At 69.9% G+C, this 25,993-nt stretch carries 23 protein-coding genes and 1 riboswitch; of the genes, 14 read left to right on the top strand and 9 right to left on the bottom strand.

The genetic code is table 11. The annotated features are described in order from the left end of the window. Positions 1–47 precede the first annotated feature (47 nt). From AC07DI_RS00985 to AC07DI_RS00940, 10 genes are all read left to right on the top strand, one after another. Positions 48–863 carry an SOS response-associated peptidase gene (locus AC07DI_RS00985; protein WP_478901355.1) on the top strand — a complete coding sequence of 272 codons (816 nt, stop codon included), beginning with the start codon at positions 48–50 and terminating at the stop codon, positions 861–863. Between the two features lies 1 nt (position 864). Then, positions 865–1,515 carry an alpha/beta hydrolase family protein gene (locus tag AC07DI_RS00980; protein ID WP_478901353.1) on the top strand — a complete coding sequence of 217 codons (651 nt, stop codon included), beginning with the start codon at positions 865–867 and terminating at the stop codon, positions 1,513–1,515. 231 nt (positions 1,516–1,746) lie between these two features. Then, positions 1,747–2,430 (top strand): sigma-70 family RNA polymerase sigma factor, encoded by a 684-nt coding sequence (locus tag AC07DI_RS00975; RefSeq protein WP_384249240.1) that lies wholly within the window; start codon positions 1,747–1,749, stop codon positions 2,428–2,430. After that, positions 2,427–2,747: a mycothiol system anti-sigma-R factor gene (gene rsrA, locus AC07DI_RS00970; protein ID WP_384249236.1), complete on the top strand. Its 321-nt coding sequence runs from the start codon at positions 2,427–2,429 to the stop codon at positions 2,745–2,747. Before AC07DI_RS00975 ends, rsrA begins: the two co-directional genes overlap by 4 nt. A 131-nt stretch (positions 2,748–2,878) precedes the next feature. Continuing rightward, positions 2,879–4,225, top strand: coding sequence for an HD-GYP domain-containing protein (locus AC07DI_RS00965; RefSeq protein ID WP_478901351.1), 1,347 nt, complete (start codon positions 2,879–2,881; stop codon positions 4,223–4,225). Then, the gene (locus tag AC07DI_RS00960; protein ID WP_384249230.1) at positions 4,222–5,490 is read left to right on the top strand and encodes an HD-GYP domain-containing protein; all 1,269 of its coding nucleotides are present in this window, start codon (positions 4,222–4,224) and stop codon (positions 5,488–5,490) included. The genes AC07DI_RS00965 and AC07DI_RS00960 overlap by 4 nt, the downstream gene beginning before the upstream one ends. A 126-nt stretch (positions 5,491–5,616) precedes the next feature. Then, on the top strand, positions 5,617–6,597 hold the full coding sequence (locus AC07DI_RS00955) for a tetratricopeptide repeat protein (RefSeq protein WP_384249228.1): 981 nt from the start codon (positions 5,617–5,619) through the stop codon (positions 6,595–6,597). A 63-nt stretch (positions 6,598–6,660) separates the two neighbouring features. Continuing rightward, positions 6,661–7,317 carry a peptide deformylase gene (gene def / locus AC07DI_RS00950; protein ID WP_384249225.1) on the top strand — a complete coding sequence of 219 codons (657 nt, stop codon included), beginning with the start codon at positions 6,661–6,663 and terminating at the stop codon, positions 7,315–7,317. A gap of 300 nt (positions 7,318–7,617) precedes the next feature. Beyond that, complete coding sequence (cyc1, locus tag AC07DI_RS00945) at positions 7,618–8,742, top strand: epi-isozizaene synthase (RefSeq protein WP_384249223.1); 1,125 nt, start codon at positions 7,618–7,620, stop codon at positions 8,740–8,742. Continuing rightward, positions 8,739–10,115 (top strand): bifunctional albaflavenone monooxygenase/terpene synthase, encoded by a 1,377-nt coding sequence (locus tag AC07DI_RS00940; protein ID WP_478901348.1) that lies wholly within the window; start codon positions 8,739–8,741, stop codon positions 10,113–10,115. The genes cyc1 and AC07DI_RS00940 overlap by 4 nt, the downstream gene beginning before the upstream one ends. A 77-nt stretch (positions 10,116–10,192) precedes the next feature. Here AC07DI_RS00940 and AC07DI_RS00935 read toward each other — a convergent pair whose 3' ends face one another. The 8 genes from AC07DI_RS00935 to AC07DI_RS00900 form a co-directional block, all read right to left on the bottom strand. Then, positions 10,193–11,215, bottom strand: a complete 1,023-nt coding sequence (locus AC07DI_RS00935) for a ribonucleotide-diphosphate reductase subunit beta (protein ID WP_384249217.1) — start codon at positions 11,213–11,215, stop codon at positions 10,193–10,195. Further along, on the bottom strand, positions 11,215–13,623 hold the full coding sequence (locus tag AC07DI_RS00930) for a ribonucleoside-diphosphate reductase subunit alpha (RefSeq protein WP_478901346.1): 2,409 nt from the start codon (positions 13,621–13,623) through the stop codon (positions 11,215–11,217). Before AC07DI_RS00930 ends, AC07DI_RS00935 begins: the two co-directional genes overlap by 1 nt. Before the next feature lie 130 nt (positions 13,624–13,753). Further along, positions 13,754–13,876: riboswitch (cobalamin riboswitch) on the bottom strand. 61 nt (positions 13,877–13,937) lie between these two features. Further along, positions 13,938–14,456 (bottom strand): GNAT family N-acetyltransferase, encoded by a 519-nt coding sequence (locus AC07DI_RS00925; protein WP_478901345.1) that lies wholly within the window; start codon positions 14,454–14,456, stop codon positions 13,938–13,940. 105 nt (positions 14,457–14,561) lie between these two features. Then, positions 14,562–16,175 (bottom strand): monocarboxylate uptake permease MctP, encoded by a 1,614-nt coding sequence (mctP, locus tag AC07DI_RS00920; RefSeq protein WP_384249565.1) that lies wholly within the window; start codon positions 16,173–16,175, stop codon positions 14,562–14,564. Positions 16,176–16,201: 26 nt separating this feature from the next. Then, positions 16,202–16,471, bottom strand: a complete 270-nt coding sequence (locus AC07DI_RS00915; protein WP_384249210.1) for a DUF3311 domain-containing protein — start codon at positions 16,469–16,471, stop codon at positions 16,202–16,204. 110 nt (positions 16,472–16,581) lie between these two features. Then, complete coding sequence (locus tag AC07DI_RS00910; protein WP_478901343.1) at positions 16,582–16,779, bottom strand: CstA-like transporter-associated (seleno)protein; 198 nt, start codon at positions 16,777–16,779, stop codon at positions 16,582–16,584. Further along, entirely contained in the window at positions 16,776–18,890 is a 2,115-nt protein-coding gene (locus AC07DI_RS00905) for a carbon starvation CstA family protein (RefSeq protein WP_478901341.1), read from the bottom strand. Before AC07DI_RS00905 ends, AC07DI_RS00910 begins: the two co-directional genes overlap by 4 nt. Positions 18,891–19,088: 198 nt before the next feature. Continuing rightward, positions 19,089–19,871 carry a GntR family transcriptional regulator gene (locus AC07DI_RS00900; protein WP_478901340.1) on the bottom strand — a complete coding sequence of 261 codons (783 nt, stop codon included), beginning with the start codon at positions 19,869–19,871 and terminating at the stop codon, positions 19,089–19,091. Between the two features lie 327 nt (positions 19,872–20,198). On the opposite strand from AC07DI_RS00900, the gene AC07DI_RS00895 reads away from it, so the two are divergent. The 4 genes from AC07DI_RS00895 to AC07DI_RS00880 all read left to right on the top strand — a co-directional run bounded on the left by AC07DI_RS00895 (position 20,199) and on the right by AC07DI_RS00880 (position 24,993). After that, positions 20,199–21,473 carry an extracellular solute-binding protein gene (locus AC07DI_RS00895; protein ID WP_384249199.1) on the top strand — a complete coding sequence of 425 codons (1,275 nt, stop codon included), beginning with the start codon at positions 20,199–20,201 and terminating at the stop codon, positions 21,471–21,473. A gap of 188 nt (positions 21,474–21,661) precedes the next feature. After that, a complete protein-coding gene (locus AC07DI_RS00890; protein WP_478901338.1) occupies positions 21,662–22,651 on the top strand; it encodes a carbohydrate ABC transporter permease in 990 nt (329 codons plus the stop codon). Next, on the top strand, positions 22,648–23,478 hold the full coding sequence (locus AC07DI_RS00885) for a carbohydrate ABC transporter permease (RefSeq protein ID WP_384249194.1): 831 nt from the start codon (positions 22,648–22,650) through the stop codon (positions 23,476–23,478). Before AC07DI_RS00890 ends, AC07DI_RS00885 begins: the two co-directional genes overlap by 4 nt. 6 nt (positions 23,479–23,484) lie before the next feature. Further along, positions 23,485–24,993: a glycoside hydrolase family 3 protein gene (locus AC07DI_RS00880; protein ID WP_478901336.1), complete on the top strand. Its 1,509-nt coding sequence runs from the start codon at positions 23,485–23,487 to the stop codon at positions 24,991–24,993. Positions 24,994–25,081: 88 nt separating this feature from the next. Here AC07DI_RS00880 and nagB read toward each other — a convergent pair whose 3' ends face one another. Further along, a complete protein-coding gene (nagB, locus tag AC07DI_RS00875) occupies positions 25,082–25,867 on the bottom strand; it encodes a glucosamine-6-phosphate deaminase (protein WP_384249189.1) in 786 nt (261 codons plus the stop codon). Positions 25,868–25,993: the final 126 nt, after the last annotated feature.

The following is a 25,993-nucleotide window of genomic DNA, read 5'->3' as shown; positions in this document are numbered from 1 at the left end:
CTGGGACGGCTCCCTCGGGTCGTACGCGGTCTGGCAGTCTGGCACGTATGTGCGGACGGTATGCATCCAGTCGTAGGCCGGAGGATCTCGCGGCCGTCTTCGAGATCGAGAAGTGGGAGCCGGCGGAAGAACTGGCCCCCGACTACAACGTGGCCCCCACCAAAGAGGTCTACGCGGTCCTCGACCGTCCCCTGAAAGACGCCGGGGACCCGGCTCCGGTTCGCCAGCTGCGCACCCTGAAGTGGGGCCTCGTCCCCTCCTGGTCCAAGACGCCCGACGGCGGCGCCCGGATGATCAACGCCCGCGCGGAGACCGTCCACGAGAAGCCCTCCTACCGCCGCGCCTTCACCTCCCGCCGCTGCGTCATCCCGGCCGACGGCTATTACGAGTGGGTGACCGCGCCCGACGAACGGCAGCTGGAGGTCGAGGGCAAGAAGAAGCGGCCGCGCAAGCAGCCCTACTTCGTGACGCCCGCCGACGGCTCCGTCTTCGCCATGGCGGGGCTCTATGAGTTCTGGCGGGACCGGACGCTGCCCGACGAGCACCCCCTGGCCTGGTGGGTGACGTGCACGGTGATCACCACGGAGGCGGAGACCGCGCCCCTCGCGGTCGCCCCCGAGGAGGGCCCGCGCTCGCTCGCGGACATCCACCCGCGCATGCCGCTGATGCTGACACCCGACCGCTGGGACGCCTGGCTCGACCCCTCCCGCAAGGACCCCGACGAACTCCGCACCCTCCTGGAACCGCCACCGCACGGCCTGATGCGGGCCTACCCCGTCTCCACCGCCGTCAGCAACGTCCGCAACAACGGCCCCGAGCTCCTGAAGGAGCTGGAAGGACCGGAAGAGGGCACACTCTTCTGACGTGAGCCACGCAACGCGGAGCGAGACCGTAGAGACCGACGCCGGTACGGCGCGCATCACCTGGCACCCCGCCACGGAGAAGGCCCGCCTCCTCCTCGCCGTCAGCCACGGCGCCGGTGGCGGTATCGAGGCCCGGGACCTTCAGGCGCTGGCCGCCGTGCTGCCCGCGCACGGAGTGAGCGTCGCCCTCGTGGAGCAGCCCTGGCGGGTCGCGGGGAAGAAGCTGGCGCCCGCGCCGAAGACGCTGGACACGGGGTGGCGGGAGATCTGGCCGGCGCTGGAGAGGAAGGGGCTGCCCGTGGTCTCCGGCGGGCGCAGCGCGGGCGCCCGTGTCGCCTGCCGCACGGCGAGCGAGCTGGGCGCCGCCGCCGTGCTCGCCCTCAGCTTCCCGCTGCATCCGCCGGGCAGGCCGGAGAAGTCCCGGGCCGGCGAACTGCTCCGCACCGGCGTGCCCACGCTCGTCGTGCAGGGCGGCAACGACCCGTTCGGCAGGCCCGCCGAGTTCCCGGACGGCGGAACGTACGAACTGGTGGAAATCCCTTACGGGGATCACGGATTCGCCGTCCCGAAGCGGGCCGGGACCGGCCAGGACGAGGCAGTGAAGCGGATCACGGACGCCGTGGCCCACTGGACGGGAATGTTGGGCGGGTGACCTCTGTTGTCGCGAACAGACGGCGAACGCCGTCGGTAGCTGTTCGTACGAGAGGGAGTCCGCCGCATGGGTTCGACCATCTGCCCGAACCGCTCCAGCGCCTCTGACCTGGAGTGGACGGTGCTGAGCGCACCCAAAACCGCATCTATTCGGGCGGCGCGGGGAGCGGATCGTCGTCTATCCTCCGATTCGAGTGGGGCTGCTTTCGGCCTCGCCACGTCGTTGGAGGAGGTGGGTCCGGTCACTGGGACCGACGCAGGGACCGAGAGCGGTCAGGCGGAGCAGCCCCGAGAGAGCGCCGAGAGGTCCGAGACGGCCGCGGAGCGCACGGCCCGCTTCGAGCGGGACGCGCTGACGTTCCTCGACCAGATGTACTCGGCGGCGCTGCGCATGACGCGCAACCCGGCGGACGCGGAGGACCTGGTGCAGGAGACCTACGCCAAGGCGTACGCGTCGTTCCACCAGTTCCGTGAGGGCACCAACCTCAAGGCGTGGCTGTACCGGATCCTCACGAACACGTTCATCAACTCGTACCGCAAGAAGCAGCGCGAGCCCCAGCGCAGCGCCGCCGAGGAGATCGAGGACTGGCAGCTGGCGCGCGCCGAGTCGCACATGTCCACCGGTCTGCGCTCGGCCGAGTCGCAGGCGCTGGACCATCTGCCCGACTCGGACGTGAAGCGGGCGCTGCAGGCGATCCCCGAGGAGTTCCGCATCGCCGTCTATCTGGCCGACGTAGAGGGCTTTGCGTACAAGGAGATCGCGGACATTATGGGGACACCCATCGGTACGGTGATGTCCCGGCTGCACCGGGGCCGTCGCCAACTGCGCGGCATGCTGGAGGACTACGCCCGTGAGCGCGGGCTCGTCCCGGCCGGCGCCGGGGAGTCGAACGGAACGAAAGGCTCGGGCTCATGAGCTGCGGAGAGCCGCACGAGACTGACTGCAGTGAAGTCCTGGACCATCTCTATGAGTTCCTGGACCACGAGATGCCGGACAGCGACTGCACCAAGTTCGAGACGCACTTCGAGGAGTGCTCCCCGTGCCTGGAGAAGTACGGCCTTGAGCAGGCCGTCAAGAAGCTGGTCAAGCGCTGCTGCGGCTCCGACGACGTACCGGTCGACCTGCGGGCCAAGGTCATGGGGCGTATCGACCTCATCCGCTCGGGGCAGACCGTGCCCGACCAGGACGTCACGCAGGACCTCCCGCGGGACGTGACGGCCTCGGAGGCCTGACCCCACCTCCTCTTCCCCTCTCTCTCCTTCTCTCCCCTCCCGTCACTCGAACGTGCTAATTAACGGCAGCCGGGCGCCGGCCGGGGGGTCTCCGTTCTAGTCTCCGGACCTGGAACGGGGAGGAGTGCTCCATGCGGTCGGTGCCGGTGCGGGCCCGCGTCTACATCCTGTGCGTCGCCCTGACCGGCGGCGCCTGCGCCACGCCCGCGCCCGGCACCCACCCTTCGTGGCCCGCCGTCCTCCTCCTCGCCGCGCTTTTCGCCGGCTGCGAGCAGCTCACGCGGTGCGGTTTCGTCGGCCGTCGCGCCCCGCGCGGCCTCGGCACCTTCTTCCCCGTGCTGCTCGCCGGGGTGTTTCTGCTGCCACCGCAGGGCGCCGCCCTCGTCGCCCTGCCGGGCGCCCTCCTCGCCCGCGTCGACCGGCACCCCCGGTGGGTGCGCCGCCTCTGGCGCGGCGCCCAACTCGCCCTGGCCGCCTGGGTCTCGGCGTGGGTGTACGGCCTGCTCGGCGGGCCCGCCGCCGGTGCCGCGCCCGACTTCCCGTACGTCCTGTGGCCCGCAGGAGCAGCCGTACTCGCCTTCTCCTGCGTGCTCGCCGCGCTGGACGGCGGCATCCTCGTGACCGCCGAGCGCGTGCCGGCCCGGACCGCCTGGCGGGGGCTCTTCCTGCGCAGCCTCGCACCCGTCACCGTGCACGGCCTCGCCGGGCTGATGATGGCCGTGCTCTGGGTCAGCCCCTACGGGCCCCCGGCCGCCCTGCTCGTACTGCTCCCGATGGGCGTCTCCTGCTGGGTCTTCGCGCAGTACCACCGCGAGCGGGCCGCCCACCAGGCCACCATCCGGGCCCTCGTGCAGGCCGTCGACATCAAGGACAAGTACACCCGCGGCCACAGCGAGCGGGTCGGCCGCGCCTCCGTCATGATCGCCCGTGAGCTGGGCATGGACGACGAGCGCGTCGAGGTCCTGCGGTTCGCCGGGATCCTGCACGACGTCGGCAAGCTCGGCGTGCCGACGCGGCTGCTGCGCAAGGAAGGGCCGCTGACGCCCGAGGAGCGGCGCATCATCGAGCTGCATCCCGAGTACGGCCACGAGATGGTGCGCGGCATCGGCTTTCTGGGAGAGGCGCGGGCGGCGATCCTGCACCACCACGAGCGCATCGACGGCAGCGGCTACCCGTACGGCCTCGCGGGGTCGCAGATTCCGCAGTGCGCGCGGGTGGTGGCGGTGGCCGACGCCTTCGACGCCATGACCTCCACCCGGTCCTACCGGCGGGCCCGGCCCGTCGAGGCCGCCGTGGCGGAGCTGTCGCGGTGCGCGGGGGCACAGTTCGACCCCGAGATGGTCGGCGCCCTCGCGCGGGCCCTGGAGCGGGAGGGCTGGCACCCCGAGGTCACCGCGGACGTGCCGGACCAGGGCGGAAACGTGTCTGCCGGGACCGTGCCGACGGCCTCCGCGCTCTCCCGCCCGGCCGCCCGGTGAGGGCCTCCTCGCGCCTGCCCCCGACCGTCACCTGCCTGGCCGGACTGCTCGCCCTCGCCGCCCTGCTCTGGACCCTCCGGCACGGCGTCGCCGAAGGGCGGGTCGCGCTCGCCTTCGGGGTGCTGATCGCCCTGGGCGAGCTGGCCCGGTGGGGGAGCGGGCAGGGCAGGGAGTCCGCGCCGCTCGGCGCCGCCGGGGCACTGGCGTACGCCCTGCTGGGCGAGAACAGCGGACGGGCCACCCACCACGGCGTGCTCCAGGTGATCGCGGTGGTCGTCGCGGCGGCGCTGGTGGGCGCGGTGCCGCAGGTGGCGCTCGGCCGCGGGCACACGCTCGACCACCTGGCGCGCCGCGTCCTGACCGTCGGCTTCGCGGCCGCCTGCTTCCAACCCCTGTACAACTCGGGCAAGTTGCGGGAGTGGTTCGGGCACGGCCCCTACTTCGTGCTGGTCAGCGTCGCCCTGCTGGTCCTCACCGCGCTCTGCGACGCCGTCCTCGCCGCCGTGACGGCGCGCGCCCGCACCCGGTGGCCGTTCGGGCCGCTGCTGCGCGAGGAGCTGCGGGGCACGCTCGGGATCGGCTCCGCCGTCTGCGCGACGGGCGCCGTGATGGCGCTCGCGGTGGCCGTGGCGGGGCTCTGGGCGCTGCCGGTCTTCAGCCTGCCGCTGCTGCTCACCCAGCTGTCCTTCCGGCGGTACGCGGCCGTGCGGGCGACCTACCGGCAGACCATCGCCTCGCTGGCCAGGGCCACCGAGATCGCCGGGTACACCCCGCAGGGGCACGCCCACCGCGTGGCGGGGCTGAGCCGGGCCGTGGGGCGGGACCTCGGGCTCTCCGCGTCGGACCTGACCGTCCTCGAGCACGCCGCCCTGATGCACGACATCGGCCAGCTCTCCCTCGTCGACCCCGTCCCCGCGGGCGCCACCGCCGCGCTCCCCGAGGCGGAACAGCGCCGAATAGCCCTGCTCGGCGGCGCCGTCGTACGCCAGACCGGGGTGGACGCCGCCGTCGCCGTCGTCGTGGAGCGGCAGGCCGATCCGTATCGCGAGCAGCCGCTCACCGCACGTATTGTGCGCACCGCGAACGCGTACGACGAGATGGCGCGGGGAGAAGGACCCTCGGGGGCGCTCGACGGCCCCCTGCGGGCCCTGGAGCGGCTGCGCCTCGCCACCGGCCACGACTACCAGCCGGAAGTCGTGGAGTCGCTGGCGAGGGTGCTGTCCAGGGAGCCTTACCTCGCGTCGGGCTGGGTAACCCATGGGTAATGAGCGGCCGTCCGACCGTACGTGGTTGGATGCGAAGAAGAGGGTGCACGGGGGCACGGGCCCGACGCCGCGCCCGGACAAGACGCGACCTACGCATACGTGGCAGGCGGGAATCAGGCGGGAATCGTGAGGATCTTCGGCAAGGGACGGCACCGGCCCTCCGCCTCATGGCGGCAGGCGACCGACCGCGCGTTCACGCTGATCGGCGACGGCCGGTACGAGGACGCGGGGGCGCTGCTCACGCGTGCGGCGGATCTCGAGCCCTGGCTGTCCGAGTCCTGGTTCAACCTGGCCCTGCTGCACAAGTTCCGGCACGACTGGGAGCAGGCGCGGGCCGCGGGGCTGCGCGCCGTCGCGCTCCTGGACCGCTCCGCCGGCGCCCCCGACTGGTGGAACGTCGGCATCGCGGCGACCGCCCTCCAGGACTGGCCGCTGGCCCGCCGCGCCTGGCAGGCGTACGGCCTGCGGGTGCCGGGCGGGGTGGCCGCGTCCGGCGAGCCGACGGGCATGGAGCTCGGCAGCGCGGCCGTGCGGCTCTCCCCGGAGGGCGAGGCCGAGGTCGTGTGGGGCCGGCGGCTCGACCCGGCCCGCATGGAGGTCCTCTCCATCCCGCTGCCGTCCTCCGGGCGCCGCTGGGGCGAGGTCGTCCTGCACGACGGCGTCCCGCACGGCGAGCGCACGACGGCCGCCGGGCACTCCTACCCCGTGTTCGACGAGATCGAGCTGTGGGCGCCCTCGCCCGTGCCGACCTGGGTGGTCCTCCTGGAGGCCGCCACCGAGGACGACAGGGACGCCCTGGAGCGGCTCGCCGCCGACGCGGGCTTCGCCGCCGAGGACTGGTCGTCCTCCGTGCGGCTGCTCTGCCGGATGTGCTCGGAGTCCCGGATGCCGAGCGACGAGGGCGACGGCGAGCACCTGGACCCGCACGACCACAGCGAGCCGGGCCATCCGGGACCGCTCGGGCACCGCAGCCCCGGCGCGCTCTGGGTGCCGGAGCGCGAGTGCGGCCTCGCGGCCCCGGCCGCCCTGGTGCGGGGGCTCCTGGACGGGTGGGTGGCGGACAGCCCGGATTCCCGCGACTGGCGGGATCTCGAAGAGGTCTGCTGACACTTCGCCGTAGGCTGTACCGGCACAAACTCTTGAGGGTTCCACGGAAGGCGTACGGCGGACATGGCGCAGGACACTGAGCAGCAGGCCATCGGCGGCGACGGGGTCCTCCCCGTCGACGACGAGGGCTTCGTCATCGACACCGAGAACTGCGAGGAGCGGGAGACGGCCTACCGCGAGCGCGGTACGTACCGGCCGATCACGGTCGTCGGGAACCCGGTCCTGCACAAGGAGTGCAAGGACGTCACGGCCTTCGACGACGAGCTCGCGAGCCTGATCGACGACATGTTCGTGAGCCAGCGGGTGGCCAACGGCGTGGGCGTCGCCGCCAACCAGGTCGGCGTCGATCTGAAGGTCTTCGTCTACGACTGCATGGACGACGACGGCGTGCGGCACGTCGGGGTGGTCTGCAACCCGGTGCTGCGCGAGCTGCCCGCCGACAAGCGCCGCCTCGACGACTCCGGCGAGGGCTGCCTCTCCGTCCCCACCGCCTACGCCGACCTGGCCCGCCCCGACTATGCCGAGGTGACCGGGCAGGACGAGAAGGGCAACCCCATCAAGGTGCGCGGCACCGGCTACTTCGCGCGCTGCCTGCAGCACGAGACGGACCATCTGTACGGGTACCTCTACATCGACCGCCTCTCCAAGAGGGAGCGCAAGGAGGCGCTGCGCCAGATGGAAGAGGGCACTCCGCGCTACCCCGTGGTGGCGAATGACTGACCCCCGCGGCGCCTGAGCGGCGTGGGAATGGTGCGACACGAGCGGCCCCTGGTCGGGATCACCCCTGACCAGGGGCTGTTGGCGTGAACCGCTCGCCTGTGCGAGCAAATCAGGCTTCCAGTGATCCATATCCAGTCACGTACGTGGATGTTCTCGGCACTGGGGGGTAGTGAATGGCGCAAATCTGTTCCCTGAACGGTCAGTTGTGGTGCTGAATGGAAAGCGCGGGGATACGCAACGGCGCGCGCCCGGCACGGCGGAAGGGGCGCGTGTCCTCAGGCGGCTGAAAGGGGTCCGTTCGTGCCTGCATATTCCGGAAGCACTTCACCGACACAACCACACACACAGCCACGCACACCGGTGGTAACCGTCCCGCCGGCACTGGCCGTTCCGGTGATCGAAGCAGCGTTCCCTCGTCGTCTGCACCCGTATTGGCCAAAGCTTCAGGAGAAGTCCAGGACCTGGTTGCGCGAAATGCGCCTGATGCCCCCGGACAAGGTCGAACGGTACGCGGACAGCCTCTGCTACACCGACCTGGTCGCGGGCTACTACATTGGCGCGCCCGACGAGTTGCTCACCGCTATAGCGGACCTCAGCAGCTGGTTCTTCGCGTGGGACGACCGGCACGACCGGGACTCGGTGCACGGCAGAGCCCCCCAGTGGCGGCGGCTGTGCCGGGGCCTGCACGGCGCCCTGAACGACCCCCGGCGGTACCTGCACCACAAGGACCCGTTGGTCGCGGGCTTCGCGGACTGCGTCCTGCGCTTGTACTCCTTCCTCGGCCCCAGCTGGAACGCCCGGTTCGCCAGGCACTTCCACCCGGTGATCGAGGCGTACGACGAGGAGTTCAGGAACCGGTGCGCCGGCACGGTGCCCACGGTCGAGGCGTACATCGAGCTGCGCCGGCTCACGTTCGCGCACTGGGCCTGGATCGACCTCCTCGAACCGACCGCGGGGCGCGAACTGCCGGAGGCGGTACGGAAACACCCCGCTTACCGGCGGGCGGCACGGGCGACCCAGGATTTCTCGGCCTGGTACAACGACCTGTGCTCGCTCCCGAAAGAACTCGCGGGGGACGAGCTGCACAATCTCGGGATCAGCCTCATCCACCACAAGGGAATGACGCTTGAGGAGGCCGTGCGGGAAGTCCACAGACGCGTCAGTCAGTGCGTCATGGAATTCATCGAAGCGGAGCGGGAAGTGCTTCTGCTCGCCGACTCAATGGCGGACGGGAGTGAACACGGAAGGGAACTCGCGGACGCGGTGGGATCCTGCGTCTTCAATATGCGGAACTGGTTCTCTTCCGTGTACTGGTTCCATCACGAATCCGGTCGCTATCGGGTGGACAGCTGGGACGACAGGTCCATACCCCCGTATGTGACGGAAGACGGACTGGCGGAAAACGAACTGGTAGGTGAGGAATGAGCGTCGAATCCGCGATACCCGCTCCGGCCACCCCGGGGCCGGGTCCGCTGCGCACCCCGCCCCTCGTCCGGGGCGGTGTGCCGCTGCTCGGCCACGCCTGGCACCTGGTGCGCGACCCGCTCGGCTTCCTCGCCGCGCTGCGGGACCACGGCGATCTCGTACGGATCAGGCTGGGGCCCCGGACGGCGTACGCCGTCTGCGATCCGAAGCTCGTCGGCGCCATGCTGAAGGACCCGGAGTACATCGTGGGCGGGCCGCTCTGGGACACCCTGGAGGTGCTCCTAGGCAAGGGCGTGGCGACCAGCAACGGCAAGCTGCACCGGCGGCAACGGCGCATGATGCAGCCCGCGTTCCGGCCCGAGCGGATCGCCGACTACGCCAAGGTGATGGAGGAGGAGGCGCGGGCCACGGCGGCCCGCTGGCAGCCGGGCGCCACGGTCGACGTGAGCGCGGAGATGTTCCGCACCGCCGTGCGCATCGTCTCGCGCTCGCTCCTTGAGGTCGACTCGATCGGCGAGAAGGCGGACCGCATCGCCGACTCGCTGCACACCGTGTTCGAGGGCCTCTACCGCCGGATGGTGCTCTCCGTCGGGCCCCTCTACCGGGTGCCGACCCCCGCCAACCGGCGCTTCGAGAGGGCGCTCGCCGATCTGCACGCGCTGGTCGACGAGATCGTCGCGGAACGCCGCGCGGCCGGGCCGGGCGGCCCGGACGATCTGCTCGCGCAATTGCTGCGGGCAAGGGACGAAACCGGAGCGCCCATAGCCGACCAGGAGATCCACGACAACGTCGTTTCGCTCGTCGTGGCGGGTGCGGAGAATGTGGCGTCGACGCTGGCGTGGGCGTTCCATCTGCTCACCGAACACCCGGAGCAGGAAAGGCGGTTGGTTGAAGAGGTAAATGCCGTGGCCCCGGACCGGGCGATCACTTTCGCCGATCTGAAGGACCTGCCGCACACTCGCAATGTCGTCACCGAGGCGATGCGCATACGGCCGGCCGCCTGGATATTCACGCGCAGGTCCGTGGCCGAAACCGAGCTGGGAGGCTATTCGATTCCGGCGGACGCGGACCTCGTCTACAGCGTCTACGCGATGCAGCGCGACCCGCGTTCCTTCGAGCGGAATCTGGAGTTCGACCCGGACCGCTGGAACCCGGAACGCGCGGCCGACATCCCCGAGTTCGCGATGATGCCGTTCGGCGTCGGCAACAGGAAGTGCCCGGGAGACCACTTCAGCCTGGCCGAACTCGCCCTGATCCTCGGGACGGTGGCCCCGAAGTGGCGCCTGGAGCGGGTCAAGGAGACCGACACCGGTACGCGGATCGGCATCACCCTGCACCCCAAGCGGCTCGTCCTGCGTGCCCGGCCACGCTGAGCACACGGGCGTGCCCGCCCCGTCCTGAGCGACGGGGCGGGCACACCGCGGACACACCGCGGGCCTACCGCGCCAGGCTAGAAATCGTCGTCGAAGGAGACCGAACCCTCGACGGCGACCTGGTAGGCGGAGGGCCGCCGCTCGAAGAAGTTGGTCAGCTCCTGGACGCCCTGCAACTCCATGAAGGAGAAGGGGTTCTCCGAGCCGTAGACCGGCGCGAAGCCCAGGCGCTGCAGCCGCTGGTCGGCGACGCACTGCAGGTAGTCGCGCATCGAGTCGGTGTTCATGCCCGGCAGGCCGTCGCCGCACAGGTCGCGGGCGAACTGCAGCTCGGCCTCGACCGCCTCCTTGAGCATGTCGGTGACCTGCTCCCGAAGCGCGTCGTCGAAGAGCTCCGGCTCCTCCTTGCGGACCGTGTCGACCACGTCGAAGGCGAAGCTCATGTGCATCGTCTCGTCGCGGAACACCCAGTTGGTGCCGGTCGCGAGGCCGTGCAGCAGGCCGCGGCTGCGGAACCAGTAGACGTAGGCGAAGGCGCCGTAGAAGAACAGGCCCTCGATGCACGCGGCGAAGCAGATCAGGTTGAGCAGGAAGCGGCGCCGGTCGGCCAGGGACTCCAGGCGGTCGAGCTGGTCGACCGAGTCCATCCACTTGAAGCAGAACTGGGCCTTCTCGCGGATGGAGGGGATCTCCTCGACCGCGTCGAAGGCCGCCGCGCGGTCCTCCGGATCGGGCAGATAGGTGTCGAGCAGCGTCAGATAGAACTGGACGTGCACGGCCTCCTCGAAGAGCTGGCGGCTCAGGTAGAGCCGGGCCTCGGGGGAGTTGATGTGCTTGTAGAGCGTGAGGACCAGGTTGTTCGAGACGATCGAGTCACCGGTCGCGAAGAACGCGACGAGGCGGCCGATCATGTGCTGCTCGCCGGGCGAGAGCTTGGCGAGGTCGGCGACGTCGGAGTGGAGGTCGACCTCCTCGACGGTCCAGGTGTTCTTGATCGCGTCCCGGTACCGCTCGTAGAAGTCCGGATAGCGCATGGGGCGCAGGGTCAGCTCGAAGCCCGGGTCCAGGAGGTTCTTCTCGCTGTTGGTCGTGGTGCTCATTACTGGCAGGCCTCGCAGGACTCGGGGTTTTCCAGGGAGCAGGCGACGGCGTCGGGGTCGGCCGCCTGCTGGGGGACGGGGGTGGCGCTCGCGGCGTTCGGCCCGCCTGCCGCGCGGGCGATGCGCGTCGCGGGGCGCGAACGCAGGTAGTACGTGGTCTTCAGACCCTGCTGCCAGGCATACGCGTACATGGAGGAGAGCTTGCCGATGGTCGGCGTCTCCAGGAACAGGTTCAGCGACTGCGCCTGGTCCAGGAACGGGGTGCGCGCGGCGGCCATGTCGATGAGGCCGCGCTGCGGGATCTCCCACGCGGTGCGGTACAGCTCACGCACCTCGGCGGGGATCCAGTCGAAGCCCTGCACCGAGCCGTTGGCCTCGCGCAGCGCCTCGCGGGTCTGCGCGTCCCAGCCACCGAGCCGCTTCAGCTCATCCACCAGGTAGGCGTTGACCTGGAGGAACTCGCCGGACAGCGTCTCGCGCTTGAAGAGGTTGGAGACCTGCGGCTCGATGCACTCGTAGACGCCCGCGATGGACGCGATGGTGGCGGTCGGCGCGATGGCGAGCAGGAGCGAGTTGCGCATGCCGGTCGTCGCGATGCGTTCGCGCAGCGCCGCCCAGCGCTCCGGCCAGGTGAGTTCCACGTCGTAGTGGTCGGGGTGCAGGACACCGCGCGCGGTGCGGGTCTTCTCCCAGGCGGGGAGCGGGCCACTGCGCTCGGCGAGGTCGGCGGAGGCCTCGTACGCGGCGAGCATGATGCGCTCGGCGATCCGGGTCGACAGGGCGCGCGCCTTGGGGGAGTCGAAGGGCAGCTTCAGCTGGAAGAAGACGTCCTGGAGGCCCATCGCGCCGAGGCCCACCGGGCGCCACTTGGCGTTGGAGCGCCCGGCCTGCTCGGTCGGGTAGAAGTTGATGTCGACGACGCGGTCGAGGAAGGTCACCGCGGTGCGGACGGTGGCGTCGAGCCGCTCCCAGTCGATGTCCTGCGCGGCCGGGTCGACGAACGCGCCGAGGTTCACCGAGCCGAGGTTGCAGACAGCCGTCTCGCCGTCGTCCGTCACCTCCAGGATCTCGGTGCAGAGGTTGGAGGAGTGCACGGTGTGACCGGGCTCGGCGGTCTGGTTCGCGGTGCGGTTGGCGGCGTCCTTGAAGGTCAGCCAGCCGTTGCCGGTCTGCGCGAGGGTGCGCATCATGCGGCCGTACAGCTCCCGCGCGGGCAGGGTCTTCTTCGCGAGCCCGGCGGCCTCCGCCGCGCGGTAGGCGGCGTCGAACTCCTCGCCCCACAGGTCGACGAGGTCGGGCACGTCGGAGGGCGAGAACAGCGACCAGTCCCGGTCGGCGGCGACCCGGCGCATGAACTCGTCGGGGATCCAGTGCGCGAGGTTGAGGTTGTGGGTGCGGCGCGCGTCCTCACCGGTGTTGTCGCGCAGCTCCAGGAACTCCTCGACGTCGGAGTGCCAGGTCTCCAGGTAGACCGCGGCGGCGCCCTTGCGGCGTCCGCCCTGGTTCACCGCGGCGACCGAGGCGTCCAGCGTCTTGAGGAACGGCACGATGCCGTTGGAGTGCCCGTTCGTGCCGCGGATCAGCGAGCCGCGGGAGCGGATGCGGGAGTACGAGAGGCCGATGCCCCCCGCGTGCTTGGAGAGCCGCGCGACCTGGTGGTAGCGGTCGTAGATGGAGTCGAGCTCGTCCAGGGGCGAGTCGAGGAGGTAGCAGGAGGACATCTGCGGGTGGCGGGTGCCGGAGTTGAAGAGCGTGGGGGAGGACGGCAGGTAGTCCAGGCGGCTCATCAGGCCGTACAGCGCGGCAACTTCGTCCACGGCCCGGACGCTGGAGTCCTCCGCGAGCCCGCTGGCGACGCGCAGCATGAAGTGCTGCGGCGTCTCGATGACCTGCCGGGTGATCGGGTGGCGCAGCAGGTAGCGGCTGTGCAGCGTGCGCAGGCCGAAGTAGCCGAAGCGGAAGTCGGCGCCGTCCGCGAGCGCGCTCTCCACGAGCGCGTCGAGCCGGGCCGCGTGTTCGGTGACGAAGGACGCCGTGCGGTCGGCGATCAGGCCCTCGCGGTGGCCGACCGCGATCGACTCGGTGAAGGAGCGCACGCCCTGGGTAGCGGCTTCCTCGCGGATGCCGATCGACAGGAGCCTGGCCGCGAGCTTGGAGTACGCCGGGTCCTCGGAGATGAGCCCCGCGGCCGCCTCGGTCGCGAGCTCCCTGAGCTCGGCCACGTCGGCCCGGGCGGAGCGGCCGCGCAGCGCGGCGGCGGCCACCCGGCCGGCGTCGGCGTCGGGGAGATCGGCGGTGAGGTCGGTCAGGGTGCGCAGCAGCGCGGTCCCTGGCGCGTCGGTACCCACAGTGCTGTCGGTGGGCTGCGGTGACAGCGCTGACGCAGGTTCGGCAGGCGCGATGGTCACGTGGAGCTCTCCCTCGCTCGGCTCTGGGCCTGGGGAGAGGACGGCACACACGGGCGCACCCGGGCAGGGTGGCGTACCGCGTCCACCGGCCCATTCCACGAGGCCCGGACGGTCGGCACCCGGGCCGGACGGCACGGGTGCACTGCCGGCAGGTCTTCGGACTCCGGGTACGACAAATGCGTACACGTACACCGTTGCGGGACAGTTCCGGACTTGCACCGGATTCCCCTGCGGCGACAGCGAGCATGAGCATACATCTTGTGCCGTGCTTCTGAAGCAGGCCCACATCTTGTGTCGGCTCGCATAGGCAGGGTCTAAGGTGCGGTCGGGAGTTCCAGCGCGTAGGTGAGCAGCGGCAGGCCCGGGATCGGGTACCAGTCGCGCTCCGGGGTGCGTATGAAGCCGAGACGTTCATAGAGCCGGTGGGCGGTGCGCATGGTGGGCGAGGAGGACAGCACGAGCCGGTCGCGGCCCGCGTCCCTGGACCGCTGGACGCAGTCCCGCACCAGGAGTTCGCCGATACCGCGGCCGCGCGCCGCGGGCGAGACCGCCAGCATGCGGATCTCCGTCTCGCCGTCCCGCGCGATGTCGGCCATGGGGCCGCCGGACGGCACGAAGGTCACGCCGCCGAGCAGCTCGCGGGAGGCCGCGTCGTCCGCCACGGCCACCAGGATCTCGGCGTGCGCCGCGCGCCCCGCCACGTCCCGCAGCACGGCCAGATAGCGGTCCTCCGCTCCGTGGTCCAGATGTCCGTCGTCGAGGTAGGCCCGCGCGGTGAGATCGCCCAGCGCCTCGTGCTCCGCGGGGTGTGCCCGCCTGATGGTGATGTCCATGGGGCGCAGTGTGCAACACGGGTACGACAAAGGGCCGCCGGTTTTCCGGCGGCCCAACGTCACTTGCGGGGACCGGCGTTGAGTGTCGGGTTCAAGGACAGGCTCTCAGTGCCCGGCGCCCGCGGTCGCCTTCGGCAGCTCCTGGACGACGCCGGGGTCGCCCGCGTCCGCCGTGTAGTCCTCCGGGGAGGTCTCGTCGATGCCGTCGGGGGCCTTCAGCGCCTTCAGGACGAAGGTGAGGACCACGGTCACGACCACATTCAGGATGAACGCGGTCAGGCCGATGTAGCCGATCTCGCCGATGCCGGGGATCTCGTCGGACGAGCCGCCGAAGTGCTTCTGGGTCGGCGAGGCGACGCCGTACGCCGCGAGCGTTCCGTACACCATGCCGACCGCCCAGCCGGCGAGCAGCGCCCAGCGGTGGAACCACCGGGTGAACAGGCCGCCGACCAGCGCGGGCATCGTCTGCAGGATCCAGATGCCGCCGAGCAGCTGGAAGTTGATCGCGACCGTTTTGTCCATCGTGAGGACGAAGACGAGCGCGCCCACCTTCACGAGCAGCGAGACCAGCTTGGAGACCCTGGTCTCCTGCTCGGGAGTCGCGTCCGGCTTGAGGAAGTCCTTGTAGATGTTCCTGGTGAAGAGGTTCGCGGCCGCGATCGACATGATCGCCGCAGGCACGAGCGCGCCGATGCCGATGGCGGCGAAGGCGACGCCGGTGAACCAGTCGGGGAACATGTTCTCGAACAGCTGCGGGATGGCCAGCTGGCCGTTCTCGACCTTGACCCCGGCCGCGATCGCCATGAACCCGAGCAGCGCCAGCAGGCCTAGCATCAGCGAGTAGAGCGGCAGGATCGTGGTGTTGCGGCGGATGACGTCGCGGCTCTTGGAGGAGAGCGTCGCGGTGATCGAGTGCGGGTACATGAACAGGGCGAGCGCGGAGCCGAGCGCGAGCGTGGCGTAGGTCCACTGACCGCCCCGGCCGGGCGCGAGGCCCGCGACGGGCTTGCCCGCCGCCTCGTTGGCCTTCGAGAACTTCTCGCCCGCCGCCTGGAAGATCTCGTCGAAGCCGCCCAGCTTGATCGGGATGTAGATGATCGCGACGGCGATGACGAGGTAGATCAGTCCGTCCTTCACGAACGCGATCAGCGCGGGCGCGCGCAGGCCGGACGAGTAGGTGTACGCGGCGAGCACCGCGAAGGCGATGAGCAGCGGCAGGTCCTTGATGAACCAGTTGGTGTCCGGGCCGCCGCCGACGCCCATGACGTCGAGCACGGCCTGGATGCCGACCAGTTGGAGCGCGATGTACGGCATCGTGGCGAGGATGCCGGTGACCGCGACGGCCAGCGAGAGCCCCTTGGAGCCGAAGCGTCCGCGCACGAAGTCCGAGGTCGTCACGTATCCGTGCTTGTGCGAGACGGACCAGAGCCGCGGCAGGAAGGTGAAGATCAGCGGATAGACGAGGATCGTGTACGGCACCGCGAAGAAGCCGGCCGCGCCCGCCGCGTAGATCGCCGCGGGGACGGCCACGAACGTGTACGCCGTGTAGAGGTCGCCGCCGAGCAGGAACCAGGTGACCCAGGTGCCGAACGAGCGGCCGCCGAGGCCCCATTCGTCCAGGCTCTCGGTCTCGGCCTTGCGCCAGCGCGCGGCCAGGAAGCCCATCGCCGTTACGGCGACGAAGAAGAAGATGAAGACGGCGAGGGCGACGCCGTTCACGCCGCCGGTCCCCGATGCGAGTGTGATCACAGTCCGGCACCCCTCTGGGCCGCTTCGGCCTTGCGGGCGCGCTGGTCACGCTGCCACAGCTTGTACGCGATCATCGTCAGCGCCGTGGAGATGAGCACCCACAGCATCTGGTACCAGTAGAAGAACGGAATGCCGATCAAGGTCGGGTCGACCTTGGCGTAGGAGCTCACCCAGAGCATCGCGACGAACGGCGCGACGAGGCAGACGGCGATGACCACGCGGACCGGTGTGACGACCGGTCTGTTCACTTCAGGCGCATCTGACATATCGCGGCTCCGTTCCCTCACTTATCCCATGCTTAACGTGCGGGAAATCTAAGCCACAGTCTTGCGCCATGGAACCCCTGTCCGGATAACGGACGAGGCGATGTCCCTGCTCAGCAGCAGCGGAACCCGTTGCGGGGATCCGACTCCTGGCGTTCTGTCCGCATACGCTCAAATGCGCGGCGACTGGGGACGGTTGCTGCCGGATGGTCCTTGCGGATATGAGCCACGTACCGCTCGTACGCCGACTCGTCGGTCAGCTCATGGACGTACCAGCGCATCCAGCGCACGCCGCGCAGCAGCCAGGTCACGGCGCCGGCTCCCGCTTCTCCTCGCGGGTCGCGAAGAGCCCGGCCGGGGCGCTCAACTCCGACTCCACGTACGGCGCTTCGTGCAGCGGCGTGGCGTCGGGGCTGCGGACGTGGCGGACGCACACCCGCGCCGCGTCCAGGATCACGACGACGATGAGCAGCGCGAGTACCGCCGAAAGGACGCCGTCCACCGTGGAGTTGGTGACGACGGTGTGCATGTCGTCCATCGTCTTGGCGGGCGGCAGGATCTTGCCGTCGTCGATGGCGTCCCGGTAGTTCGCGCGCTGCTGGAAGAAGCCGACGCGCGGGTCGCTGGAGAACACCTTCTGCCAGCTCGCGGTGAGCGTCACCGTCGCGTCCCAGGCGAGCGGAACGCCGGTGATCCAGGCCCACTTGAGGCGGCCGGACTTCACGAGCAGCGTGGTGCAGACGGCGAGGGCGACGGCCGCGAGGAGCTGGTTGGCGATGCCGAAGATCGGGAAGAGCTGGTTGATCCCGCCGAGCGGCTCGTGCACGCCCACCCACAGGAAGTAGCCCCAGAGACCGGTGACGGCCGCGCTGGTGAGCAGCAGTCCGGGCTTCCAGCTCATGTTCTTGAAGGGCTTGTAGACGTTGCCGAGCATGTCCTGCAGCATGAAGCGGCCCACGCGCGTGCCCGCGTCGAGCGCGGTCAGGATGAACAGCGCCTCGAACATGATCGCGAAGTGGTACCAGAAGGCCCGCATCGAGCCGCCGGTGACTTTCGAGAAGATCTCCGAGACGCCGACCGCGAGGGTGGGCGCGCCGCCGGTGCGCGAGAGCAGCGAGGACTCCTCGACGTTCCCCGCGGCCTGCGCGAGGTCGGCCGGCGAGATGCTGTACCCGAAGCCCGCGACGGCCTTCGACGCCTCCTGGACGGTGTCGCCGATGACGCCCGCCGGCGCGTTCATCGCGAAGTACAGCCCCGGGTCGATGATGGAGGCCGCGACGAGCGCCATGATCGCGACGGACGACTCCATCAGCATGGAGCCGTAGCCGATCATCCGGACCTGCGTCTCCTTCTGGATCATCTTCGGCGTCGTGCCCGAGGAGATCAGGGCGTGGAAGCCGGACAGCGCGCCGCAGGCGATGGTGATGAAGACGAACGGGAAGAGCGAGCCCGCGAAGACCGGCCCGTCACCGCGCGAGGCGAAGTCGGTGACCGGCTCCATCTTCAGCGTCGGCAGAGTGACGACGACACCGAGCGCCAGCAGCAGGATGGTGCCGATCTTCATGAAGGTGGAGAGGTAGTCGCGCGGCGCGAGCAGCATCCACACCGGCAGGATCGAGGCGACGAACCCGTACGCCACCAGCCAGATGACCAGTGTCGAGGGCGCCAGCGTGAAGGTGTCCGCGAGCGACGACTCCGCGACCCAGCGCCCGCCGACGAGTGCGAGCAGCAGCAGCGCGATGCCGATCAGGGAGACCTCGCTGACCCGTCCTGGGCGCAGTACCCGCAGGTAGAAGCCCATGAGCAGGGCGATCGGGATGGTCATCGCGATGGAGAAGGTGCCCCACGGCGACTCGGCGAGCGCGTTGACGACGACAAGCGCGAGCACCCCGAGCAGGATGATCATGATGGCGAAGGTGGCGAGCAGCGCGGCGGCCCCGCCGAACGGGCCGATCTCCTCGCGCGCCATCTGCCCGAGCGACTTGCCGTCGCGCCGCGTCGAGAAGAACAGCACGACCATGTCCTGCACGGCGCCCGCGAAGATCACGCCGACGATGATCCAGATGGTGCCTGGCAGGTACCCCATCTGGGCGGCCAGGACCGGCCCCACCAGCGGCCCGGCCCCCGCGATCGCCGCGAAGTGGTGGCCGAGCAGCACCCGGCGGTCGGTCGGATGGAAGTCGATGCCGTTGTCGAGCCGCTCGGCGGGCGTGGCCCGCTTCCTGTCGACCTTCAGGACGCGGTACGCGATGAACTTGGAGTAGAAGCGGTACGCGACGGCGTACGAGCCGAGGGCCGCCGCCACCATCCAGGCGGCTGACACCTCCTCGTCGCGGGCGAGCGCCAGGACGGTCCAGCCCGCGGCGCCGACCAGCGCGACGAGGGACCAGATGACGATGGATCGGGGATTCGCTCTGCGCACCGGGTCGTCCTCCCGCTCATGGCGATATCGGGGAAGACGGTAGAGCACGGCTTAACTCGCCCGCTATAGCGCGGAGTTGCCGAGCCGGGTGGGGGCGAGGAGGCGAACGGCGACTGCCGGGGCGCGGGGGTGCGGGGCGTGGCGCGCCGGCGTGGGGTGCGGCGCGTGGCGCGCCGGCGTGGGGTCGAGTACGGGCTCTCAGTCCGTCGGCCGCTTCAGACGTGCCACGAACTTGTACCGGTCGCCGCGGTACACCGACCGCACCCACTCCACCGGCTGGCCGTCGCCGTCCAGGGAGTGGCGCGAGAGCAGCAGCATCGGCAGGCCGACGTCGGTGCCGAGCAGGCCGGCCTCGCGCGGGGTCGCGAGCGAGGTCTCGATGGTCTCCTCGGCCTCCGCGAGGTGCACGTCGTACACCTCGGCGAGTGCCGTGTAGAGCGAGGTGTACTTCACCAGGGAGCGGCGCAGGGCCGGGAAGCGCTTCGCCGAGAGGTGCGTGGTCTCGATGGCCATCGCCTCGCCGTTGGCGAGCCGGAGCCGCTCGATGCGCAGGACGCGCCCGCCCGCGCTGATGTCGAGCAGTCCGGCGAGGGTGTCGTCCGCGGTGATGTAGCCGATGTCCAGGAGCTGCGAGGTCGGTTCCAGCCCCTGGGCGCGCATGTCCTCGGTGTACGAGGTGAGTTGGAGGGCCTGCGACACCTTGGGCTTGGCGACGAAGGTGCCCTTGCCCTGGATGCGCTCAAGGCGGCCCTCGACGACCAGCTCCTGAAGGGCCTGGCGCACGGTCGTGCGGGAGGTGTCGAACTCGGCGGCGAGCGTGCGCTCCGGCGGGACGGGGGTGCCGGGCGGCAGCGTCTCGGTCATGTCGAGGAGGTGCCGCTTGAGGCGGTAGTACTTGGGTACGCGCGCGGTGCGGCCGACGCTGGGGGCGTCCGCGGGCACGCCCGCATCGGCCCCTGTGCTGCCCGCCTCGGTGCCCATGATTGACCTTCCCGGCTCCTGTGCTGCTGCCGTCACCGGCTCCTCCGTCTGTCGCGGCTCACATCGTGGCACGTACCGGGCCATGGGGCGCCCCCTGGTCGAGCGAAGTCGAGAGCTTGGGGGAAGTCTCTGCCTGCTCAGGTGTCGGTCCGATAACGGACGCGACAGCCCTTCTTATACACCCTTGACACCCCTAAAGGTCTAGGCCAAGCTCCCCCGTACTGGTCTACACCATTAAAGACCAGGTTCCAGTCCCACGGGCAGATCTCGGTCCATTCGGTCGCTGCGGGTGGGGGGGGTTGACTGGCATCCCTTGAGGAGGGTGACGTGAAGCGCAAGCTCATAGCGGCCATTGGTGTCGCGGGCATGTTGGTCTCGGTCGCGGCCTGCGGCAGTGACGACGACGACAAGAAGGCCGGGGGAGCCGACAGCTTCAAGGGCGAGACCCTGACGCTCTGGGCGATGGACGGTTCGACGCCCGACCAGTGGCAGAAGGACGTCACCGCCGCCTTCGAGAAGAAGACCGGCGCGAAGCTGAAGTTCGAAGTCCAGCAGTGGAACGGCATCCAGCAGAAGCTGACCACCGCCCTCTCCGAGGAGAACCCCCCGGACGTCTTCGAGATCGGCAACACCCAGACCGCCGCGTACGCCAAGACGGGCGGCCTCGCCGAGCTCGACGACCTCAAGAAGTCGATCGGTGCCGACTGGACCGACTCGATGAACAAGGCCTCGGTCATCGACGGCAAGCAGTACGCCGCCCCGTGGTTCGTCCTCAACCGCGTCGTGGTCTACAACAAGAAGATCTGGGCCGAAGCCGGCATCAAGAAGCTTCCCAAGACCCGCGCCGAGTTCCTCAAGGACCTCAAGCAGATCGGCTCCAAGACCGACGCCGAGCCGATCTACCTGCCCGGCCAGAACTGGTACCACTTCGTCGGCCTGACCATCGGTGAGGGCGCCGAGCTGGTCAAGAAGGACGGCGACAAGTACGTCTCCAACCTCAGTGACCCCAAGGTCACCAAGGCCATGAAGACGTACAAGGAGTTCGCGGACCTCTCCAAGGCGCCGAAGAACAAGGACGAGGCCACCCCGCAGCAGGCCGAGGTCTTCGCCAAGGGCAAGACCGGCGCCTTCATCGGCATGAGCTGGGAGGCCGCGACCGCGATCAAGGCCAACAAGAAGATCGAGAAGGACATCGGCTTCTTCACGATCCCCGGCGCCACCGCCGACAAGCCCGAGGGCGTCTTCCTCGGCGGCTCCAACCTCGCCGTCGCCGCGACGAGCAAGAAGCAGGAGCTCGCCAAGGAGTTCCTGAAGATCGCGCTGTCCGACAAGTTCGAGGGTCAGTTCGCCAAGGAAGGCGGCACGATCCCGAACAAGAAGGCGCTGGAGTCCAACCTCAAGGGCAACCCGGCCGCCGAGGCCGCGGCCCCCGCCACCTCCGGCGGCGGCACCACCCCGCTGATCCCGGAGTGGGGCGCGGTCGAGAACCCGCCGAACCCGATCAAGAACTACATGACCGCGGTGCTCAACGGTAAGGCGCCTGCCGACGCGGCCAAGCAGGTCGAGGGCGAGCTCAACAAGCGCCTGGCGCAGAAGCAGTAGGAACGCGTGCCCTGCCGGGGGCGGCGGGTGACACGACCCCGCTGCCCCCGGCGCATCCATGCGCTCTTCGCGCTCACTGCGCTCACTGCGCTCACTGCGTTCTCCGCGCTCACTGCGTTCTCCGCGCTGCCCCCAGCGCTCCGCGTTGCCCCCAGCGCTCCGCGTTGCTCACGAAAGAGATGGCGAGCATGACCGTGCAGAAGACCGAACGGCCGCCCTCCGGCCCGACGGAGGTGCAGACACTCGAAGGCGGGCCAAAGCCAAAAGGGCGGCGCAGTCCCTCGGAGCGTCGCGCCGGCCTGACGCCCTATCTGCTCCTTGCCCCCGCGATCATCGCCACCGTGCTGCTGCTCGGCTGGCCGCTGGTCAGCAACGGGATGTTGTCGTTCCAGAACCTCAACATGCGGCAGTTCATTCTGCACTTGACCGAGTGGAACGGATTCGACAACTACAAGGAGGTCCTCACCGGCGAGGACTTCTGGCGGGTCACCGGACGTTCGGTCGTCTTCACCGCCGTCAACGTCGTGCTGATCATGGTCCTCGGCACGCTGGTGGGCCTGCTGCTCGCGCGCCTCGGCCGGAAGATGCGCACGTTCCTCCTGGTCGGCCTCGTGCTCGCCTGGGCGATGCCCGTCGTCGCGGCGAGCACCGTCTACCAGTGGCTGTTCGCGCAGCGCTTCGGCGTCGTCAACTGGGTGCTCGCCAAGATCGGCTTCGAGTCGATGGCCGACCACGACTGGCTGGCCACGCAGTACTCGACCTTCTTCGTGGTCCTGCTGCTCATCGTCTGGATGTCCATCCCCTTCGTGGCGATCAACCTGTACGCCGCCACGACCACCATCCCCAAGGAGCTGTACGAGGCCGCGGCCCTGGACGGCGCCGGTGCCTGGAAGCGGTTCACCCAGGTGACGCTGCCGTATCTGCGGCCCTTCCTCTACGCCACGACGTTCCTGGAGATCATCTGGGTCTTCAAGGCGTTCGTGCAGGTCTTCACGATCAACGAGGGCGGACCCGACCGCCTCACCGAGATCCTGCCCGTCTACGCCTACATCGAGGGCATGGGCAACCAGCACTTCGGCATGGGCGCCGCGATCGCGCTGCTCACCATCATCATCCTGCTGGCCATCACCTCGTTCTACCTGCGGATCGTGCTCAAGCAAGAGGAGGACGAGCTGTGAAGCGCTCGCTGATGGGCCGCCTGTGGCCCAACCTGACCGCTGTCGTCATCTTCGTCTTCTGCGTCTTCCCCGTGTACTGGATGTTCGCGACGGCGTTCAAGCCGACCGGCGACATCATCGCCGAGGACCCGGTCTGGATCCCGACCGACGTCACCCTCGAACACTTCAAGAAGGCGATCGACGCCGACCACTTCTGGACCATGGTCGGCAACTCCCTCACCGTGACGATCCTCGCGGTCCTCTTCTCCCTCATCATCGGCGTGACCGCGGCGTTCGCCCTGGCCCGGATGCGCTTCAAGGGCCGGCGCGGCTTCATCATCGGCTTCATGCTGGCGCAGATGGCGCCGTGGGAAGTCATGGTCATCGCGATCTACATCATCGTGCGCGACGCGGACATGCTGAACAGCCTGATCCCGCTGACCCTCTTCTACACGGTGATGATCCTCCCCTTCACCCTCCTCACGCTGCGCGGCTTCGTCGCCGCCGTGCCCAAGGAGCTGGAGGAGTCCGCCATGGTCGACGGCTGCACCCGCATGCAGGCCTTCCGCCGCGTGATCCTGCCGCTGCTCGCCCCGGGTCTCATGTCGACCTCGCTCTTCGGCTTCATCACCGCCTGGAACGAGTTCCCGCTGGTCCTGGTGCTCAACAAGGAACCCGGGGCCAAGACCCTGCCGGTGTGGGTGTCCAGCTTCCAGACCGCTTTCGGCGACGACTGGGGCGCCACGATGGCCGCCTCCTCCCTCTTCGCCATCCCGATCCTCATCCTCTTCGTCTTCCTGCAGCGCAGGGCCGTCAGCGGCCTGACCGATGGCGCAGTGAAGGGATAACGCCTCATGACGACACTCACGACGCACGCCGGTGACACCCTCACCCGCGACGCCCTCGCCGTCCTCCAGCCCGGCTTCGACGGCACCACCGCCGCACCGGACTGGGTGCGCCGCCGGATCGACGAGGGCCTCGCCTCCGTCAGCCTCTTCGGCCGCAACGTACAGACCGCCGAGCAGGTGGCCGCCCTCACCGCGCAGCTGCGCGCCGAGCGCGACGACCTCCTGATCGCCATCGACGAGGAGAGCGGCGACGTCACCCGCCTCGAGGTCCGCACCGGCTCCTCCTACCCGGGCAACCACGCACTGGGCGCCGTCGACGACACGGAGCTGACCCGCGAGGTGGCCGCCGACCTCGGCCGCCGCCTCGCCGCCTGCGGCATCAACCTCAACTGGGCGCCGTCCGCCGATGTCAACGCCAACCCCGACAACCCCGTCATCGGCGTACGCTCCTTCGGCACCGACCCCCTCCTTGTCGCCCGGCACACCGCCGCGTACGTCGAGGGCATGCAGTCCTCCGGCGTCGCCACCTCCGCCAAGCACTTCCCGGGGCACGGCGACACGGCGATCGACTCGCACCACTCCGTGCCGGTCATCGACGTCGACCGGGACGTCCTGAACTCCCGCGACCTCGCGCCCTTCCGCGCGGCCATCGCCGCGGGCACCCGCGCCGTGATGAGCGCCCACGTCCTGGCCCCGGCCCTGGACCCGGAGAACCCCGGCACGCTCTCCCGCCGCATCCTCACCGGCCTGCTCCGCGAGGAGTTCGGCTACGAGGGCCTCATCGTCACCGACGGCATGGACATGCAGGCCATCGCCGGGACCTACGGCTTCGAGCGCGGCTGCGTCCTCGCCATCGCCGCCGGCGCCGACGCGATCTGCACGGGTGGCGGGCCCTCCGACGAGGGAACCGTGCTGCGGCTGCGGGACGCCTTCGTCGCGGCGGTGCGCTCGGGCGAACTGTCCGAGGAACGCCTCGCCGACGCGGCCGACCGTGTACGCGCCCTCGCGGGCTGGACCGCGGCGGCGGAGGTGTCGGGCGCGACCGGTCATGCGGGGGGCGCGCCCGACACCGGGATCGGCCTGGTCGCGGCCCGCCGCGCCCTGCGGGTCACCCGCGGCGACACCTACGCGGCCCCGGTCACCGAGGCCCCCTATGTCGCCACCTTCTCCCCGCTGCCGAACATCGCGGTCGGCGACGAGACCCCCTGGGGCGTGACCGCCGAACTGGTGCGCCGCTTCCCCGGCACCGCCTCGGGCACCTTCTCCGGCGACGGCTCCGGCGCCCGTGCGCTCGCCGCGGCGGGGGAGCACCGCATCGTGGCCGTCGTCCGCGACGCCCACCGCCACGCGTGGATGGCGGACGCCCTGACCACCCTGGTATCGGCCCGCCCGGACACGGTCGTGGTGGAAATGGGCGTCCCCCAGGCCGCCCCCACCGGCGCCATCCACATCGCCACACGCGGCGCCTCCCGTGTCTGCGGAGAAGCGGCGGCGGAGGCGATCACAGGCGAGTGAGCCTGGTCCTCACCCTGTCCTGGACCAAGACGGAGGGGCGCCCCTTGCCCGGGGCGCCCCTCCGTCCTGCGTACGTCCGCGATACCTCTTACAGCCCCTGCCAGCCGGGCTTGTTGGCGTACGTGTGCCGGAAGTAGTCCGCGAGCTTCAGCTTGGAGGCGGCGGCCTCGTCCACGACGACCGTGGCGTGCGGGTGCAACTGCAGCGCGGAGGCGGGCACGACCGAGGCGACAGGCCCCTCCACCGTCGCGGCCACCGCGTCCGCCTTGCCCTCACCCGTGGCGAGCAGCACCAGGTGCCGCGCCTCGAGGATCGTCCCGATCCCCTGGGTGATGACGTGGTGCGGCACCTGCTCGATGTCCCCGTCGAAGAAGCGTGCGTTGTCCACCCGCGTCTGCTCGGTCAGCGTCTTGATGCGCGTACGCGAGGCGAGCGACGAGCACGGCTCGTTGAACCCGATGTGCCCGTCCGTCCCGATCCCGAGCAGCTGCAGATCGACGCCCCCGGCCTCGGCGAGCGCCCGGTCGTACGCCACGCACGCCGCCTGCACGTCCTCGGCGCTGCCGTCCGGCCCCATGAAGGAGGCCTCGCTCAGCCCGAGGGGTTCGACGACCTCACGCAGCACCACGGAACGGTACGACTCGGGGTGCCCGGCAGGCAGCCCCACGTACTCGTCGAGCTGGCAGATGCGCGCCCGCGAGGCATCCACGGCACCGGCCGCGACCTTGGCGGCCAGCGCCTCGTAGATGGGCAGGGGAGTGGAGCCGGTGGCGACACCGAGCAGGGCGTCAGGCTTACGACGCACCAGGGCGGCCATGGCCTCCGCGATGAGCTCGCCGCCTGCCTTGGCGTCCGGGACGATGACAACTTCCACGCTGGGCCTGCCGATCTGGAGAGGGGGCTGAGGGTCACTCACAAGAATTGGTGGTATAGACCAATCTAGCAGAGCTGTGCCGCCAGGGCAGTCGATTCCTCAGTCCATGCTCGGCCTTCCCCGGAC

Source organism: Streptomyces sp. NPDC044106 (assembly GCF_056433985.1).
This window is presented reverse-complemented; position numbering and strand designations above follow the sequence as displayed.

Coding starts and splice junctions, on each gene's coding strand:
- AC07DI_RS00985 (WP_478901355.1), top strand. CDS start 48: ATGTGCGGACGGTATGCATCCAGTCGTAGGCCGGAGGATCTCGCGGCC.
- rsrA (WP_384249236.1), top strand. CDS start 2,427: ATGAGCTGCGGAGAGCCGCACGAGACTGACTGCAGTGAAGTCCTGGAC.
- AC07DI_RS00965 (WP_478901351.1), top strand. CDS start 2,879: ATGCGGTCGGTGCCGGTGCGGGCCCGCGTCTACATCCTGTGCGTCGCC.
- def (WP_384249225.1), top strand. CDS start 6,661: ATGGCGCAGGACACTGAGCAGCAGGCCATCGGCGGCGACGGGGTCCTC.
- AC07DI_RS00940 (WP_478901348.1), top strand. CDS start 8,739: ATGAGCGTCGAATCCGCGATACCCGCTCCGGCCACCCCGGGGCCGGGT.
- AC07DI_RS00935 (WP_384249217.1), bottom strand. CDS start 11,215: ATGAGCACCACGACCAACAGCGAGAAGAACCTCCTGGACCCGGGCTTC.
- AC07DI_RS00925 (WP_478901345.1), bottom strand. CDS start 14,456: ATGGACATCACCATCAGGCGGGCACACCCCGCGGAGCACGAGGCGCTG.
- AC07DI_RS00915 (WP_384249210.1), bottom strand. CDS start 16,471: ATGTCAGATGCGCCTGAAGTGAACAGACCGGTCGTCACACCGGTCCGC.
- AC07DI_RS00900 (WP_478901340.1), bottom strand. CDS start 19,871: ATGGGCACCGAGGCGGGCAGCACAGGGGCCGATGCGGGCGTGCCCGCG.
- AC07DI_RS00890 (WP_478901338.1), top strand. CDS start 21,662: ATGACCGTGCAGAAGACCGAACGGCCGCCCTCCGGCCCGACGGAGGTG.
- AC07DI_RS00880 (WP_478901336.1), top strand. CDS start 23,485: ATGACGACACTCACGACGCACGCCGGTGACACCCTCACCCGCGACGCC.